Below are 16,898 nucleotides of genomic sequence, written 5' to 3'. Positions count from 1 at the left end.
CGTCCTCAGTCGCATTCGGACCCATCATGGTACGAGCCGGTGGAGATGGCCTGCACGAGCGGGAACCCGTCCGGCATGGAGCCCGCCGCCATCGCCACGTAGCGTGACCCGATCCCACCCCGGTCGTTCCTGGGCAGCCGGACCAGCACGGTCGAACCGTCCGGCAGGAGGCCCTTGGCCGCGCCCGTCCCGGGGACAATCCCGGTCACCTCGACGAGCGTGGGCGTAAGAAGTGGCGACGCGCCGGGCGTCGGCGCGTCCAATCCGCCCACCAGCCGCACACTCCGTCTGGTGCAGTGGACGAGGATCTCCCGCCCGATGCACATGTTGTCCACGGGGATCTCCAACCGCTCGATCACCCCGTTGGCCAGGCGGATCTCCGCCCTGGTCGGACCGATGCGGCCGATGACGACCGCCGTCGTCAGCTCGGGGGAGGGACGAGTCGGCGGAACCGCGACCAACGCGAGCTCAGGCAGCTCACGACGCCACTCACCGGCGTCGATCCCGGCCGGGTACAGGGCATGGACGCTGCCATGGGCCGGAGCCCGCCCGCCAAACTCCGCGAGCGACGCGATGCCCTGAACGCCGCAGGAATGCAGAAGCCTCACCAGCTCTACGCCGGAGCGGTGTACCGTACCGACGACCGTCCAGGAGTAGTGCCGATCCCAGCGGCGGAGCGCGAACTCGGCCACCCTATCCCGAAGTCCATGACCAACCATCCCGCGCATGCCGGTCATAGTGCACAGCGCCGCCTGACCGAGCAGCAGCCAGTGGTCGAGCCTGCGGTCGTGCACGGTGGAGGAGGCCGCGGCGTAGACCGGGACGCCCAGGTCGTGCGCGAAGCTGAACATCGGGATGAGATCGGCGTCCTTGCTGAGCAGCACGATCGCCCGCGCAGGAGAGGCGGCGTGCCGGACCGCGTAGGCCTCGTCGGCGATCGCGCGGGCGCACAGGACGTCGACCTGCTTCTCCTCCATCGGACCGTAGTCATCGCGCAGGTAGCCCTCAGCGACGACGCCTCCGTCCGCCCTGATCCGCTCCGCGAAGTCACAGTTGATCTGCAGAGCTTTGCTCACCCGGGGGCTGCGCGCCGCGTTGCCCTGCGACCGGGTGGCCACCGCGGCGATCACCTTCTCCACCGCGAAGCCGTACGCGGCCAGCGCTTCGCGCACGCCGGCAACGCTGGGGTAGCGCGGCTTGCCGAGGACTTCCTTCGCCTGGCCGGCAAGGTTGCGGCTGTCGATGATCACGGACGCCGGGATCGGAGTGTGAGAGGAGACCAAACCGCTCATTCCCACGCCCCCAGCCAGTCTTTACCGCAGCATCAATAATTCCAAAGCAAGATGATAACAACGCTTCCGTGACTCACGTCACAATGCGCGCCACAACCGTCACTTCCTGGTCCGGCCGCCTCGGACCGGCCCGACCGGACCCCATGCGCGCAGGTCGTCATCGGTCAGGCCGTGCTCCTGCTGGACCTGCTGACGGTAGGCGGCGAAGAATTCCGCGGGCGACCCGCTGTAGGCGATGTCGAACTCGTTGTGCCATTGGTAGAGCCACGGTTGGAGTTCGAGCAGGCCAGCCAGGAACGGCGTGATCTCCTCGGCCGTCATGGGGTGATTGGTGAAGTAGGTGGCCAGGGCTTGGGCCTGCTCTCGATGATCCCATCCGGCCCAGCCGTACAGGGCGGGGGTCTGGGTGTTGGTGTCACCGTAGGAGATGAAACGCTCCTTCGGCACATCGAACTTGCCACGCGCCGACCAGTAGGAGGAGCGCAGGAAGTCGGCGGAAGTGTACTTCGGCGGCACCGGGATGGAGTCGCGAATCTGCTTCTTGGTCTTGACCTTGGGGTTGTCAGAGAACTCGGGCGCGGCGTCCTCCTGACGCTGCAGCTCCCAGACCTCCTCCCAATCCTTACGCTTCTTCAGGCCGCTGGGCTTATAACGAAGCGCGGCCAGGAAGGGCACGTGCTCGGTAGAGATCAGGTCGGTGACGACCGCGAGGAGGTCGCGGCGTGGGGCGTAGATTCCTGCGACGGAAACGAAATCCGCGTCGCGGGACAGAGTGTCGGCGAAGCGGGGCAGGGTGATGATGGCCGGCTGGCCGTTGTCGTCGAACCAAAGCTCCCGAGCTTCCATCCGGTCCAGCAGCCAGGAGCGCAGCGCTTTCGCCTGGAGCGCGTCCCAGCCCACGGTGGCCCAGCGGCGCTTGTACTCAGGCCGTTCGATCATGCCGATCGCACGTGAGGACTCGATGGCGTCGATCCGCTTCTTGACGATCTGCTTGTACGGTTCGGACCAGTGAGCGGGGATCTCGGTAATGGGGGTGGAGTTGTGGCGCTTGAACCACTCACCTGACGCTTCGCCCTTGGCGATCTTACGAGCGAGCACGATCTCGAAGGCTCGCTCACCGAGCGCCAGCTCGGGCACAGCGTCCTTAGGAGCTCGCAGGTCTTCGGGATAGAGGTTGTAGAGCGAGTAGACCTGCCAATCCAGCTCCTCTTGCAATGCAATCATGCGGTTCCGTACGGCTTCCCATGTGGCCCGAGCTTCTCGGAGCCGTGCACCTGTGGGGACTTCCGCAGCCGCCACCGCTGCTGGACAGGCACACGCAAGTTGCTGCGCGTATCCGTCCTGCTTGGAGGCTAGCTCGGTCGGATACTCGACGGGAAGCGGAAGTTCTTCGACATTGCTCCCATTGAACTGGTAGCTCCAGGACCACGGCTGGTCCGATTCACCACCACCAGACTCAGGACTGCCACCCTTCTTGTGACAATTCATTTTTAGCCAGAAGGCCGCCGTCGAACTATTGAGCACACCCAGCAGGCGGACGTGATCCTCTTCGCTAGCTCCCTCGGGGAGCTTGATAATGGGCGCAGTCTGCTTGAACACTTTTCCACCTCGATCCAAGACGAAGTGGTTGTGGGTCGCAACCTCAGGAAATGTGATCGACAACGGCGTCCGATAACGGTCGGCCACCCATCGATACCAAGTCCACCAGGGCTTGCCGAGATCTTGCTGGGTCTGGCCGTCGAAGTCCGTGGTCGATCTGAGGTGGCTTCTGCATGTCCACAACAGACGTCCCCACGCACTCGTCTCGTCGTACGGAACGGGTTTGAGGTCGGCATCGTACGGCACAATAGCGCTTTCGACGCAGCGTGTCTCCCAGTCACGGACTACTTCGCCAACGATGAGTGGTCTGAACAGCGCGTCATGAACACCTCTGCGGCGCAGCGCCTCCGGAGTGTAAATAAAGGCATCATCTTGACCCGGAAAACTCGCGAAGCCAATGTCACGCGACAGCCTGCTCTTGAGAACGGCACCTGCGTTCGCTTGAATCTGTTCGTTGAGTTCCAGCCCGCCATCGGCGAGAATCCACGGCTGTTTCGCAAAGTAGCGGCTACGTTCAAGGTCGTCGACCGATACCCATTGACTGACAGAACCAGGCTTATCTATTTGGTTTATGATAGCGCGCCATACAAATCCCTGCTCCGGCACTTTCGGCACTCGAGGTTCACCCTGGACGCTGCGCACTGTACGAACAGTCTCCGTGCGCAGACGGCCCGCGCGACGCGTTCCGATCAGGATGACGGGGGGCGTACCATGGCCGGGAATATATGCCCCGGAGGCGTCGATAATCTCAGTAAGCTCAACCTTGTGCGCGAAGAAGTTCTCGATCAACCGCGTGCCGAACTCGCGCTTCATGAACGAGCTTGACGTAATCTGGCCGACTATCCCGTAGCCTCGCCCATCGGCGTCGCCGTGCTTGGCCAGTTCGAAAAAGCGCTGCGCAAACGGCACAGAGAGTGCATATTTCCCTGCACACACATCCGGATAGAGCTCACGGTAGAGCTTGTTGAGGCCCTTGTCCTTGACTGTGATGTAGGGCGGGTTGCCCACGACCACGTGATAGCGGCCAGGCTCCAGGATGCGCGGGTGCTCGTGCACGTCCTCGGTGACGTAGCTGAAGTCAGCAAGCGAATCGATCGCCACATCGCCCTCCGACGTGAGTGCAAGCTGCCGCTCCTTGATCAGAGAGTCGCCTACTGCCAGATGGATAGGCCAGTCGTACCTGGCCGCCTCTCTCATCGTCCGTATCCCAGCAGCCGCCATCGCCGCGACCAGCAACCGGAACCGGGCGATGGCGACCGCGAACGGGTTGAGGTCCACCCCGTGAACCGACTCCAGCGCCAGCCGTACACGCTCGTAGGGATCCCGATCGCCCTGATGCTCGCCGTACAGCTTAACCAGTCGACGGAAGGCGCCCTGCACAAAGTGCCCAGACCCACAGGTAGGGTCGATCATCTTCAGCTCTTCGTACCCGAACTCCCGGATCGCGGGCTCCATCGTCCGGGCGAGGATGAACTCCTCGACGAACTCGGGAGTCTGCAGCAGGGCATACTTCTTCCGCGCATCCTCAGACATCCACTGATACAGGTCACCGAGGAAGCGGGTGTTCCACCCCTCGGTGCCGTCCTCGTTCAGCGGATCGGCGAAGTCGTGAACCAGCGTGCCCATCTCGTCCCTGCGCCGCCAGAACTCGACCAGGTCCCGGGCACCGTCGTGGGAGATTGGGATCTGGAACAACGGATTGTGCCTGCGGTTAAACAGCAGCGCACCGGCCTGTCCCTCCCCCAACTCGGCGAATGCCTTCTCCAACCACCCGCGATACGTCGGGTCGGGGTCCTCCTCGACATAAGCCTCATACCGCGCCTGCGCGAACTCCCGCCGCTCAGCATCAGGGGCAGTCACATAGGGCTCGGGAATAAGCAGATTGTCCTCGCAAAAGCGCACGAATACGGTGCCCAGCACCCACGCGACGGCGACCTGCGTGATTCGCTCGTCCAGCCAGGAAGTCCACGTCGCAGCGGTCCGCCCCAGCTTGCGCGCCTGGTCGTACTCGGCCCGCAGCCGAGCCCCCACCTTAGGCAGCACTTTGACCTGCCTGGCGAGGTCGGCCTCGATCGCCTTGACCTGGCCCTTGAGGTCATCCCGCAGCAGCTCGCTGTCGATCAATTCGCCTCTCCCGCTCCCAAAAGCCCTCCCCGGTGCGCGTTGCGCACCCACGAGTCGGGCAACTCGATCCACTCCCCCAGCCCCGCCTGGTAAGGCACAGCCACCGACCCGAGCCTGGGCTCCCGCGCGGGATCCCCCTGCGGGCACAGCAGCCACAGCCCTCGCCGGCCGAGCCTGGCCGTCGCCGCCAGCCGGTCGAGCATGCCCATCGCGTCGTATCGAGCGAGGACCGCCGCATCCGTGAGCAGCACCGGCCCGGAGCCAGAGTCGAGCATCGTAGCGATTCTCGGTTCGACCCGCCCCCACGCAGTGCGGACGTACTCGGCGAACTTCAGAGCCGCTCTGCTGCCCGGCTCAGCGACGTCGGCCCGCAGGATCGTCTCCCACGTCGGCTTGGTCCCCGGCGGAACCAACTCGTGCATCGCTTCCAGGAACAACCTCGTTACTGACACCACCTGTGCGCCGAACCGGCTGCCCGACAGCTCGTCACTGGCGAGAGGGCTCAACACGGCCCGCACGGTGAGAGCGCGGAACCCATCGCGCCCGGCCGATGCCGTCAGCCGTTCCTCAGCCCGCAACGCGTTGGCCATAAGGGGGTCATCAGCGTAACGGCCGGCCGCGCTCAGCCGTGTCATCTGCCGCCAGGCGCCGACCGTCTGGTAACTCGACTCAGGTGTCGTGCGGACGGGGAGATATCGAAGGGTTCTGGTGTCCTCGCGAGTGGAGAGCACGAGGTCGAAACCAGCGTCGTGGAGTGCCTTTGTGAGGCGGCCCCCGGTGGGCAGCTCCGGCTTACCCTGATAGGTGATCTCCGGGAAGCGTGCGAGGACCCGGTCGTGAATCTCCGCTACCGTCAGCCCCGGCTGGCGCCCGTCCGGCACCCCGGGAATGAGACGTACCAGGCCCGCCTGCGTAAGCCGTAGTGCTCGCACCAGGGACAGGTCACGGGGGTAGATCTCCAATCGCGGCGTGACGGCGGCATTGCGAGAGGCCCCAGCCGCCACGGCTACCATGCGGCGTTCATCCCAGTCGATAGTGCCGGGTGGCAGCGTGATCGCGCCCAGTTCGCTCAACACCAGGGCAGCGGTCGGGAGTGTGTCGAGCCTGGCCAACCGATCGGCCGCCTTGCCGAGGCGCTGAGCATAGTCGAGCAAACCTGGTGCGGAAGGAGTGTCGGGTCCGTCCTCCTCGCCTACCTCCAGTGCCAGCAGGCCGGCGCCCAACGCCTCGTCCTTGGCAGCGCGGTTGGGCAGATGCCGGAACTGGCTGGATGCGGGGTCGAGCTGCTCGACTTCGACCACGGCACGGATGGCGGCCAATGCCAGTGCGCGGCGCCGCTCGCGCCCCTGAAGCCGAGTGCCCCGCCGTACGACCAAAGCGTCGGCGATCTCCGCGGCCGAGGCGAGACGCCCAAGATCGGCCAGCAGCTCCAGTATTTCCTCGCGGAGTGCGGCAATGACCGGAAGCTTCTTCCAGCGCAGCCGCTGAGTTTTCAGCATCTGGGGGATTCGCCCGGCGCTGAGTCCCAGCGCCTCGGCGACGTCCTTCTGTTTCGGCCAGACTCCGACGGCCGAAGGCAGCTCGCCCCGCTCGTTGGGGAGGCGCAGCAGCAGCCGCACCATCTCCACCTCGTTACCGTTGACGCCCCCCCTCTTCAGTTCGGGCACCAGGAGGGAGGCAAGGGTGTCGAGGCTGACCGAGCGGAGGGTCCGCTGCGGGAGCAGATCCACGTTTCCGCCTGCGGCCAGGCTGTCGATGAGGGCGGCTTCCGCTTGGCTGAGCCGCTGCAGCTCCTCGTCGGCCTGACGGCGGCCTTCTGGGCTCAGGGGGGAGATTGGGGCGACGCGCAACCGCTCTCCCCACTCGCGCTGGCGTCGCTGGATCTCACTGCGGGTTTTGGCGCCCAATCCGGGAGCGTTGACGAGGCCTCGCTGGCTGAAGTCGAGCAGCTCACCGACAGTGGTGATACCAAGGCCGTAGAGGAACTGTTCAGCTGCCGGGGTGAGGCCTGCTGCTGACAGGTGGGTCTCGCGAGTGGCGGCGGCGGCAAACCGATCGCGCTGCTCCGCTGCGGATACCGGCTCGGCTTCGTTGATCGTCGCCGCCGTCGAACGAGCGGCAGCGGGATGCTTGGAGGCTCGCAGAACCGGAGCAGCCTCCGCCAAGTCCAAAAAGATCTTTTTCCAGGCGTCCCGCATCGGCTTGAGTTCAGGGAAGCGCTGGGATACATCGCGATGAAGCGCCTTGCGGAAGAAGGCCGCCAGACCGTCACGTATAGCCGGGTCGAAGGCGTCGATGGCGATCGTCGGGTAAGGGTGCTCCTGCGCGTCGGTCTGCCGGGGTGAGACCTTGCCGTCCCCCCATTGGGGAAGCTCACCCGAGGCCATCTCGTGAAGGGTTACGGCCACGGCATAGCGCTCGGCATGGGCGTCGTAGACCGACCGGGTCAGCGTGCCGATGAATGGGTCGAGGTAGCCGTCAGTGCCTGCCTCGACTTCTTGGACCGGGTAGCCAGCCAGCGAGAAGTCGATCAGCACGAGCTCGCGGGTGCGGTTCGGTCGCACTCTGATCGCGATGTTGTCCGGCTTGATGTCCCGATGCCAGACGCCCTCGCCTTCCAGGAAGTCGACGGCGCCGAAGAGGTAGTCGCCGTAGGCCTCCAACTGGTCGATCTGGAGCCTCCCGCCTTCACGGAGTTGCCGCGCGACGGTCTCCTCCCTGCGGCGGCTGACGGCGCCGCCCGGTTCCGAGATGGTCCCGGGATCGCGTTCGTCGCCGACGTATTCCAGGGCGAGCGTGATGCGGCCACCGATGATCAGCGGCTCTTTCTCCACAAGTTGGATGATTCGGGAGTCGGCTCGCAGCCGTCTCATCACCTCGGCCTCGCGGATCAGCACCTCGCCGCGGCTGTCCGACAGGGACACTTTCAACACGGCTAGGCCGCCGCGAGCTTTGCCCTGGAGGTCGTGTACGAGAAAAGCGCGGCTAGTGGAACCGGTGCCCAGCCTTCTGCGCACTTCCCAGCGGCCGCCCAGGACATCACCTGAGACAGCTTCCAGCGGGTCTTTCTCCTGAGCATGAAGGTGAGCGGCGTCCGTTGGACCGGGCTCCGGCTCGGTCAGCGAATCCTCGACGCATTCCAGCATCTCCAGAAACTCGTCAACCGACGAAAGCCTCTGGCTCGGCCGGTAGGCCGTGGCCGCCTGCACCAGTTCGTCGATGTCCTGCGACAGGCCGTCGACCACCGCGCTGGGGCGTAGTCCTTCTCCTACTTCGAGCTGGGCCAGTACCTCGGCCTGGCTGGCTGCCGGCGGCTGGCCGGTGGCCAGCAAGTAGGTGATCACGCCGAGCCCGTAGACGTCCAGGGCGATGGGGTCGGGCTTCTGCGCGGTCAGTTCGGGGGCTAGGTAGGGATCGGAGCTCTCCGCCACATGCATTGTCGACAGGGCGGTGGGCGCGAATCTGGTCCCGCCTTGTGATTGCCCGCTGCTCCGATGCGCGATCTGCCAGTCGGAGATCTCCAGTCGAGGTGCAAGCCAGGCGGCCTCCTCACCGATGGCTTGACCTTCGGGCCCTCGGTTGCGGGGAATCACATGGATGGAGTGAGGAGCAAGAGCGCGGTGATGAAGGCGACTGGCATGCGCCGAGCGCATGGTCTCCGCGAGCTGCCGCACGAGACCCATGCGTGCCAGGATGTCAAGCTTGTCGCCGTACTGGACGAGGTATTCGTCCAGGCGCAGCGTGTGCGGGTGATAGTCGAAGATCAAAGCCGGGCCAGCCGAGTGCCCGGACGGGTCATACTGCTTCAGCTGGACGACCCCTGGGTGCTTGAAGCGCCGTAGGACGGCGGCCTCGCGTCGCGCCGCGTTCTCCACGGACTGGCGGATCGATGCGTCCGAACCGCGTTCACGAAGATAGATACGAACCCTCGCCAGCTCAGGTAGCTCGCTATGGCGTGCCAGGTAGTCCGCCCAGGTAGGGCCGGTGTCGAAGGACTTACGTTCGAGCAGGAAAGGACCAACCTTGTACTCAGCGTCGCTCCGTCTGATCCCGACCTTGTCCAGCGCGGTCTTGATCTCGCGCGAGTCGGTGAGGGTGATCCTTCGCTGTTCGTAGCGGGCAGGCTCCTTCAGCATCTGCACGAGCTCGTTGACCGTGTAGACGCCGTTCTGATCGTTCGGGGACAAACGCACTCGCAGGGACGAGTCCGTGAAGCAGACCGCCGCGCCAACCCAGACGCGCTTACCGTACTTGCCCAGGAGTGACGCGAGTTCCTTGGCCTTCTTGTCGGCCAGGTGATACGGGTTGCCGTGTGGCACCCGGCGGCCACTGGGTGTGGTCTGCACCCATGCGCCGTTCTCGGTGGTGACGCTGCCGTGCCAGTCCTTCAGTTCGATCAGGTGAACGCCGCCGGGGGCGACGACCAGCAGGTCGACCTCGCGGACGTGCCCCGCCTGCGCGGTGAAGGTGAAGTTGGACCAGGCTCGCCAGGGCTCGGAGTCGGGCAGCCTGTCCCGGATGGCTTCCAGGCCACGACGCTCATGGTCGAACTCAGACTCGGTGACAGTGGTCCACCGGCCTTCGAGCATGCCTTACTCCGATGTCGATGTTTCTAGCCGACCGCCCACCGGAGGCCGGATCGTCGGAGCAAAGCTTATCGGCGAGGTACGACAAAGGAGGACCTCGTGATGGCACATCCTGCCACCTTCCGCTGCCTGTCGTCTATCGGACGACGCGTGACTCCTGCTTGACCTCTGCCATGAGGGGATACTCGGATTTACCGCGTATTTTCCGACCTGCTTCTGTGCCCTTTTCTTGGAACGCTTGCCAAGCCGCTTGCGGAGTTCCTGGGGGAGACGCTCGCGGATCTGCTCCGGAACCTTCATCTCCGATTGCTGAATGCGCCCACGGGTTACGCCATCTGGCGACCTCGATCGAGGGTTTGGGGTTCGTCACCGTCAGGCTTAGTATTACAACAACACTTCGTTAATTATGATCGTGGGCTATGTCGGAGTCGGTGACTGCGCAAGATCTGCATGTCTGTCTGGCTGGCGGGCTTTGATGAGCTGTTCGCGCGGGTGGCCGGACGGTTCGGGCGGGTGGAGCCGCGCCGCCGGGCCCGGGGCTATCTTCTGGGGTTGCTGGCTCCGGTGGAGCGCAAGAACGGCTGGCAGCTGGCCGAGGCGGCGGGGGATGACGGGCCGGAAGGCATGCAGCGCTTGCTCAACTTCTACGCCTGGGACGCTGATGCCGTCCGCGATGACCTGCGGGCGTATGTGGTGGAGCAGCTGGGCGGCCCCGATGGCGTGCTGATCGTGGATGAGACCGGCTTCCTCAAGAAGGGCGACCAATCGGCGGGGGTGCAGCGCCAGTACTCCGGCACGGCCGGCCGGGTGGAGAACTGCCAGCTGGGGGTATTCCTGGCCTATGCGTCGGCGCGCGGACGAGCCTTGATCGACCGCGAGCTGTATCTGCCCAAGTCGTGGACCTGCGATCCGGTCCGGTGTGCGCGTGCCGGGATCCCGCCTGAGGTCGAGTTCGCCACCAAGCCGGCCTTGGCCCGGGCGATGCTGGCACGCGCGTTCGCGGCCGGAGTGCCGGCCCGGTGGGTGACGGCCGATGAAGCCTACGGCCAGGATTCGAAGTTCCGCCGCATGATCGAGCAACACCGGCTCGGCTATGTGGTGGCGGTACCGCGTAACCAATCCGTGGGGCTGGGGCTGGGAGGCAATATCCGCGCCGACAGCCTCCTGGCCGACATCCCCGGCCAGGCGTGGAAGCGCATGTCGGCCGGTCAGGGAGCCAAGGGGCCGCGCTGGTACGACTGGGCGGCCGGAACGCTTCACTGGGAGGCCGAGCCCGGCTTTGCCCGCTGGGTTCTCCTGCGCCGCAGCCTCACCGATCCCGACGACATCGCCTTTTACCTGTGCTACGGCCCCATCGGCACCAGCATCGACGATCTGGTCCGGGTGGCCGGCGCCCGCTGGGCGATCGAGGAATGCTTCGCCTCAGCCAAGAACGAGACCGGCCTGGATCACTATCAAGTACGGCGCTACAAAGCCTGGTACCGGCACATCACGCTGGCCATGCTCGCCCACGCCTATCTTGTCGTCACCGCTGCTCACGCCCCAAAAGCCCGAGCGGCCTGGTCCGCCTCACACCAGCAGAAATCCGTCGTCTCCTGGCACATCTGATCCACCTGACCGCCCGTCCACTCACTCACGCCTTGGCCTGGTCCCAACGCCGACGCGTCTCCCAGACGCGAGCACGCAGCAGCCACTACTGGAGACGCTGGCTCAAGAACAACGAAGTGTTGTTGTAATACTAGACCGTCGACAGCCAACGCGGCCAGGACGACGAGCAACGCGGTCCAATTCGCCGAGGTGTACGGACGGAAGAGCCGCAAGGGGTGCCACCGCACACCCGGCCCTCCTCGGAGATGAGCGGCGAACAGTGAGGCTTTTCCAACCTGACCGCGCAGTTCAGCAGAAGCGGTGCCGGGGCCGGTTGGCATGAGAAGAGGCTCTCCCGGTAAGACAGCAGTCGACCAAGATCCGATGCCTCTACCGGAGAGCCTCGTTGCTGTCTTATCGTGCCTCGATTCCGCTGTCCAATCACACCCTGGTCCGCTTGGCCGGGCTCATCCGCGCGCAACGGGCCGAACGAGGCTGCTGGTGGCGGAGGTTAGACCCGGCACAGCAAGCGCTGCTGGTCCTGGCCCATCTGCGTAACGGCGATACCTACGCACGCCTGGCCGCCGGCTTCACCATCGGCACCACCACCGCTTGGCGCTACGTGCGCGAAGCCGCAGACCTTGTGGCCGTCCTGGCCGATGACGTGCACGCCGCCATGGCACGAGCACGCCGGTTGGCCTACGCCATCTTGGACGGCACCTTAATCCCGATCGACCGCGTCGCCGACGAGCGGCCCTACTACAGCGGCAAACACAAGCGGCACGGGGTGAACGTGCAGGTTCTAGCTGATCCGGCAGGCCGGCTGGTGTGGGCCTCACCCGCGCTTCCGGGTGCCGTTCACGACGTGACCGCCGCTCGTACGGCCGGTCTGATCGACGCCCTGACCAGCGCCGGCGTCAAGACCTTCGCTGACAAGGGCTATCAAGGTGCGGGCGGCACCATCCGCACGCCGTTCAAGCGGCATCGCTACCGTCGCCGGCTGTCACGCGGGCAGCGAGAGGTCAACCGCTCCCATGCTCGCATCCGCGCCATCGGCGAGCGCGCCGTCGCGACCTTGAAGGCATGGAAGGTCCTGACCAAGCTGCGCTGCTGCCCGCATCGCGCGACCAAGCTCGTGCAAGCGATCCTCGTGCTGCAGCTCATCGAAGAGGGCCGTTACCCAGGATGAAAAAGGCTCTGTGATTGGACAGCGGAATCGAGGCACGATAAGACAGCAACGAGGCTCTCCGGTAGAGGCATCGGATCTTGGTCGACTGCTGTCTTACCGGGAGCCTCTTGTCATGCCAACCGGCCCCGGCACCGCTCCTGCTGAACTGCGCGATCAGGTTGGAAAACCCTCAGTGATCCTACGGACATCGAGTTCTTCCTGGCCCACGCCCGCATCGGCACGCCGGTGCCGGAGCTCATCGCGGTGGCCGGGCTGCGCTGGAAGGTCGAGGAGAACAACGAGGCCGGTAAGGACCTGCTCGGTCTGACCGACTACCAGGTCCGCACGTGGGTCGGCTGGCACCGGCACGTCACCACCGTCATGCTCGCCCTGGCCTTCTTGGCCGTCAGCCGCCGCCCGGCTCGAGGAGCCTGTCCCCAGCGAGCAGGCGACGTCCACCATATCCCCTGCCGACCAGGGAAAAGACCACCTGCCCCAGGAGAGGGCCGGCTGACTGCGCTGGGGTTGATCCGGCCGTCCCTGGCCGAGATCCGCCGCGTTTTCGCCCGCCTCGTCGTCCCCGCCAACAACCTGATTGACCATGTCCTGGCCTGGTCCCAATTCCGGCAAGAGCACCAAACCCGTGCTCTGATCAGCCATTACCGGCAGCGAGGCGACCCGCCACCTCAAGACCTACGAATGTAGTACAGGTCAAGGGATTCGTCGTCGCAGAGCAACCTTCTTGACTCCCGACTTGTCGTACTTTAGCCTGCTGTGCGATTGAACGGATGTATGGCAACGGGTACCCGACGTGAAACAACCGCTGGGCCGGAAGGACTGTTTGGTCGATATTTCTGCGTAGCCATGACTTGGCCGCGCCCATGTAAGTCAGACAGTCCAGCGATAGAAGGTTCAGCCGTCCAAAGAGAATACCTGTACCTGGAACGGAAGGTCGTCTCGAGCACGGCTGGCCCTGCATCGGCGGCCTAAGTCCATTCATGCATGTCGGGCCTCTGCCGGGCGATTTAATGGGAGCTCGCCGAGAAGGCGAATCACGCTGCTAGGCATACTGGCGTAAGGTGCTGCGGCCGACGAGGTGAGTGGATGGGTATTTTCCTATTCATTCGCGCTATAGGTCGGCAGCAAAAGGCTGTATGCCGCGATTGTTATGCTAGGGGAGCCACTTGCTGATCCATATACCCAGTATCCAGACCTCGTCACGCCAGGACGGCGGAGCATGACTACGAGCCATAACCATCAGGGGCTGTTCCTGGTGCTCGAAGGGGCCGACGGATCAGGTAAGAGCGCCGTGGCTACAGAGTTGGTGACCCTAGGGCGTGATGCCGGATTGGATATTCGTCGCGTCCTGCGTGGTTCGCCGCGCGGAGATGAAGCACACGCATCTTTGATTCGCACAGTAGGCCGACTATTCGCTGAAAGCGATGAAATAGGCGCGCGATGGGACTTGCTCAGTCTAGCTGCAGCCACGCAGTGCCTAGCGCTCCTGCAAACAGAGGTGGAAGATAGTGTGCTCGCCGGTGGCGTGGTCATTGCTGAGAGTTGGTGGCATAAGACACAGGTGAGGCTGGCGATAGAAGCTTCGATCTGTGGTTACTTGGACCCTTCGCAGGAACTGGCGTTCAGCACTTGGCAGCAAGGGCTCATGCCGTCCTCAACCAAGCTTTCTCAAGCCCAGCAAATGACTGTGCTGATTGACACCGATCTGGATACTCGGGTCAAATGGTATGAAGCTGGTGGCTGCGTCGAGCCGGTATACGATCCACAAGGGGTGGTCACCCGTGACCCTATCCATTTCGGCAATTTTACCGAAAGAATAGCGATAGGACTGCGCCGGCGAGCTCAGGAGGAGGGTTGGCCGACGATACGTAACGGGATAGAAAGGCAGCCTGTGGAACTTGCGAGAGAACTGATAGAGCTAATCCTTACGAGACCCATAATCGAGTGAGGCCTTGCATAGGCACGATTGAACATTGCCGATGTGCAATCGACTGCATCCGCTCGTTGGGGTACCCCGCAATTACGTTCCCGTATAAGGAAGAATAGAATGCCGTCTAAAGAATCTGGATGCTCTGAGTGAAAAAACTGGGGCCCGGTCTTCATCGAGCTGTCCTTAACCCGGCGACGCCCCAGTAGCCGGGCCTCATTGCGGCGCGTCACACCAACTCCGCGTCGCTGGGGATCGGGTGTCACCCGGCCTCAGTAGCCGGGCCTCATTGCGGCACCCAGTACGCCTGCGGCAGCACGTCCAGCACCGGCATCTGTCCCCCGGCCTCAGTGGCCGGGCTCCATTGCGGCTTGCCGACCACGACGGCCTTGGCACGTTGGATATCGTGCCACCCAACCCCAACGGCGGGCCTCATTACGGCAACGGGTGCGCGCACGACGAGAACCTTGAGGACGGGGCGTCTCTCGGGCCAGGGCGCAGCCACTGAGCTCAGAACACGCGCAGTTGTGCCCCTTGGCCCGTTCACAGATCACAGGGTGCGTCATCCGCCCTCCGCCCCATCCGGCAGGCAGTGAATTGAGCGCTTCGCTGGAAGCCCTCTTCTTTTGAATCACAAGCAGCGAAAAGCGAAATGACCACCGTAGCCAGTCCGACATATCTCTTCGGCTAAGACGGGGTCCGGTGCACACACATAGGCCCTCTGGGATATCCCCAGAGGGCCTATGTTGTAGCACTGAGGGATTAGTTACATATCGCTTGAACGGTCGAGGCTCCGGTTGAGCCGGTCAAGCGCCTTACGGGTTTCAGGACTGGGAATCTGCGTGTAGACGTCCATGGTCATCGAGATCTGCGAGTGGCGCAGGATGCGCATGGCCACGCGAGGATGAACGTCGAGGGCGGCCAGAAGCGAGGCACAGGTGTGGCGGGTGTCGTGGACGCGGATGCGCGGGACACCCGCTCGCCGGCAGTGGCTCTCAAAGGCGCGGTTGAAGTTCCGCGGCTCGATGGGTGTGCCCGTCCGCGTGGTGGGGGCCAGGTCCGAGGTCCGCAGCCCGCCTCAACGCCGCCGACGTAGCCGCCGCCCTGTCCGTAGCCTGAAAACCGTCAGCAGATGGCTCAACGGCCGCATCCCGTATCCCCGCCGGCCGTCCGACGGCTCAGCGGGCGTCGCGCATCACCTGCTCCTCGGCCTCGTCCAGCCAGCGCCGGTACCACCGCGCGAACCCCATACGCCTCCCATCGTCGTCGACGAGCGGAAAGAATCCGCCGCCGTCGGCGGTGTGGTCGCCCCACATCTGCCCCCGCGCAGGCCCGCTGACCACCAGCGACGCCCACCGGGCGCACCCGAGGTCGCCGAGATACAGCAGGCCGGTCGAATGCCGGAGGGCGTAAACGACCGCGTGGTACTGCTCCCTACGCTTCATCGGCCGCGTTGTACTCCTCGATGGACGCGGCCAGCTCGCCAGGGTCAGGGGCGGCTCGGGCGTCCAACCGTTGGCCCGCAGCGCCGCTGACCTCGGCCGGCCGTGCGAGCCTGTCGCGTACATCCGACCAGTCGGAGTGGATCGTGTCGCAACGATACAAGCGAGCCGTCAGGACGTCGGCTGGTCCTGGTGGCGCGGGTACGTGCTGCGCATCGCCCGGTAGCGGCGCGGCGTGACGCCGATGCACTGGACGAACGCGTCGCTGGCGCGGCTGCGGCTGCGCCAGCCCACCTGCCGCCCCGCCTCGGCCACGGTGAGGTCCGTCTCGCGGAGCAGCCGCGCCATCTCCTCGACCCGCAGCATCGTCAGGTACGCGAGCGGCGTCTTGCCGAAGGTCTCGGTGAAGATGCGGCACAGGTGCTTCGGCGATAAGTGGACCATGGCGGCGAGCCTGGGCAGCGTCCATGACTCGGCGATGTCGGCCCGCATCGCGTCGCGGACCTGGGCGGCCTCGGCTCTGAGGGGCGCGAAGCGGCGGTCGCGCGGCAGCGTGGGCCGGGTGGTGGCCCGCTGCGTGGGCGTGCGGCGTACAGGAGAGATCCGGATGTACGGCGCGACGACGTCGACGATCGAGAACCACAGCGCCTGCATCCGGTGGAACGTGGAGGTGTAGTCGCCGGCGATGGTGAGCGCGACGAGCTCGTCGAGCCAGGGCATCATCATGCCGGTACGCTGCTCGCCGACCCGCAGGATCTGGGCGGGCTCGCTGTAGACGGTCTCGGCGAAGCCCTGGGCGTCGAGCCGGTCCTGCAGGACTCCTGCGTACTGCCAGAAGATCTGGTCGACGAGGTAGTCGGTGTCGAGGTACACGGTGGTCGTCGTGAAGTGCCCCTCGGGGTCGCTGCCGCACAGGACGTTCGAGCCGAGGAGTACGACGTCGCCCGGCTTGACGGGCTTCTCGCCGAACTCGCTGAGCAGGATCGCCGAGCCCGACCGGGGCACGACCAGGCGGACGCAGTCGTACGCGCTGGGGCAGACCGGCTGGTGCCAGGTCTCCGTCCTAGCGATGATCGGGGAGAACTGGGGAGTCGCGTCCGGGTCGATGTCCGCCGGCTTCGGCGTGTAACCGTAGGTCGCGAGCGGGCTCACCCC

General features: G+C 64.8%; 9 protein-coding genes and 1 pseudogene. 4 read left to right on the top strand and 6 right to left on the bottom strand.

Annotated features, from left to right (window positions below):
* Positions 1-5: 5 nt before the first annotated feature.
* From ACFMQL_RS14610 to pglW, 3 genes are all read right to left on the bottom strand, one after another.
* Positions 6-1,250 (bottom strand): hypothetical protein, encoded by a 1,245-nt coding sequence (locus ACFMQL_RS14610; RefSeq protein ID WP_378785897.1) that lies wholly within the window; start codon positions 1,248-1,250, stop codon positions 6-8.
* 141 nt (positions 1,251-1,391) lie between these two features.
* Positions 1,392-5,015 carry a BREX-2 system adenine-specific DNA-methyltransferase PglX gene (pglX, locus tag ACFMQL_RS14605; protein WP_378785896.1) on the bottom strand — a complete coding sequence of 1,208 codons (3,624 nt, stop codon included), beginning with the start codon at positions 5,013-5,015 and terminating at the stop codon, positions 1,392-1,394.
* Positions 5,012-9,604, bottom strand: a complete 4,593-nt coding sequence (pglW, locus tag ACFMQL_RS14600) for a BREX system serine/threonine kinase PglW (RefSeq protein ID WP_378785895.1) — start codon at positions 9,602-9,604, stop codon at positions 5,012-5,014. Before pglW ends, pglX begins: the two co-directional genes overlap by 4 nt.
* A 447-nt stretch (positions 9,605-10,051) precedes the next feature.
* Between pglW and ACFMQL_RS14595 the strand changes: the two are divergent.
* From ACFMQL_RS14595 to ACFMQL_RS14580, 4 genes and pseudogenes are all read left to right on the top strand, one after another.
* Positions 10,052-11,337: pseudogene (locus tag ACFMQL_RS14595) on the top strand (IS701 family transposase).
* A 257-nt stretch (positions 11,338-11,594) separates the two neighbouring features.
* A complete protein-coding gene (locus ACFMQL_RS14590) occupies positions 11,595-12,377 on the top strand; it encodes a transposase family protein (RefSeq protein WP_378785894.1) in 783 nt (260 codons plus the stop codon).
* A 225-nt stretch (positions 12,378-12,602) separates the two neighbouring features.
* On the top strand, positions 12,603-13,061 hold the full coding sequence (locus ACFMQL_RS14585; protein WP_378785893.1) for a hypothetical protein: 459 nt from the start codon (positions 12,603-12,605) through the stop codon (positions 13,059-13,061).
* Positions 13,062-13,593: 532 nt separating this feature from the next.
* Entirely contained in the window at positions 13,594-14,322 is a 729-nt protein-coding gene (locus tag ACFMQL_RS14580) for a hypothetical protein (RefSeq protein WP_378785892.1), read from the top strand.
* Between the two features lie 745 nt (positions 14,323-15,067).
* On the opposite strand, the gene ACFMQL_RS14575 is transcribed toward ACFMQL_RS14580, so the two are convergent.
* The 3 genes from ACFMQL_RS14575 to ACFMQL_RS14565 all read right to left on the bottom strand — a co-directional run bounded on the left by ACFMQL_RS14575 (position 15,068) and on the right by ACFMQL_RS14565 (position 16,895).
* Complete coding sequence (locus ACFMQL_RS14575; protein WP_364063224.1) at positions 15,068-15,358, bottom strand: tyrosine-type recombinase/integrase; 291 nt, start codon at positions 15,356-15,358, stop codon at positions 15,068-15,070.
* Between the two features lie 121 nt (positions 15,359-15,479).
* Complete coding sequence (locus tag ACFMQL_RS14570; protein WP_378785891.1) at positions 15,480-15,746, bottom strand: hypothetical protein; 267 nt, start codon at positions 15,744-15,746, stop codon at positions 15,480-15,482.
* 168 nt (positions 15,747-15,914) lie between these two features.
* The gene (locus ACFMQL_RS14565; protein ID WP_364061732.1) at positions 15,915-16,895 is read right to left on the bottom strand and encodes an AraC family transcriptional regulator; all 981 of its coding nucleotides are present in this window, start codon (positions 16,893-16,895) and stop codon (positions 15,915-15,917) included.
* Positions 16,896-16,898 lie beyond the last annotated feature (3 nt).

The organism is Nonomuraea fastidiosa, from assembly GCF_042751225.1.
GTDB classification, from domain to species: domain Bacteria; phylum Actinomycetota; class Actinomycetes; order Streptosporangiales; family Streptosporangiaceae; genus Nonomuraea; species Nonomuraea fastidiosa.
The sequence above is the reverse complement of the archived record's forward strand: the minus strand, read 5'-3'. Positions and strand labels throughout refer to the sequence as shown.

Excerpts from the sequence above, each read along its gene's own strand:
- pglW (WP_378785895.1), bottom strand. The coding sequence starts at position 9,604 with ATGCTCGAAGGCCGGTGGACCACTGTCACCGAGTCTGAGTTCGACCAT.
- ACFMQL_RS14580 (WP_378785892.1), top strand. The coding sequence starts at position 13,594 with ATGACTACGAGCCATAACCATCAGGGGCTGTTCCTGGTGCTCGAAGGG.
- ACFMQL_RS14570 (WP_378785891.1), bottom strand. The coding sequence starts at position 15,746 with ATGAAGCGTAGGGAGCAGTACCACGCGGTCGTTTACGCCCTCCGGCAT.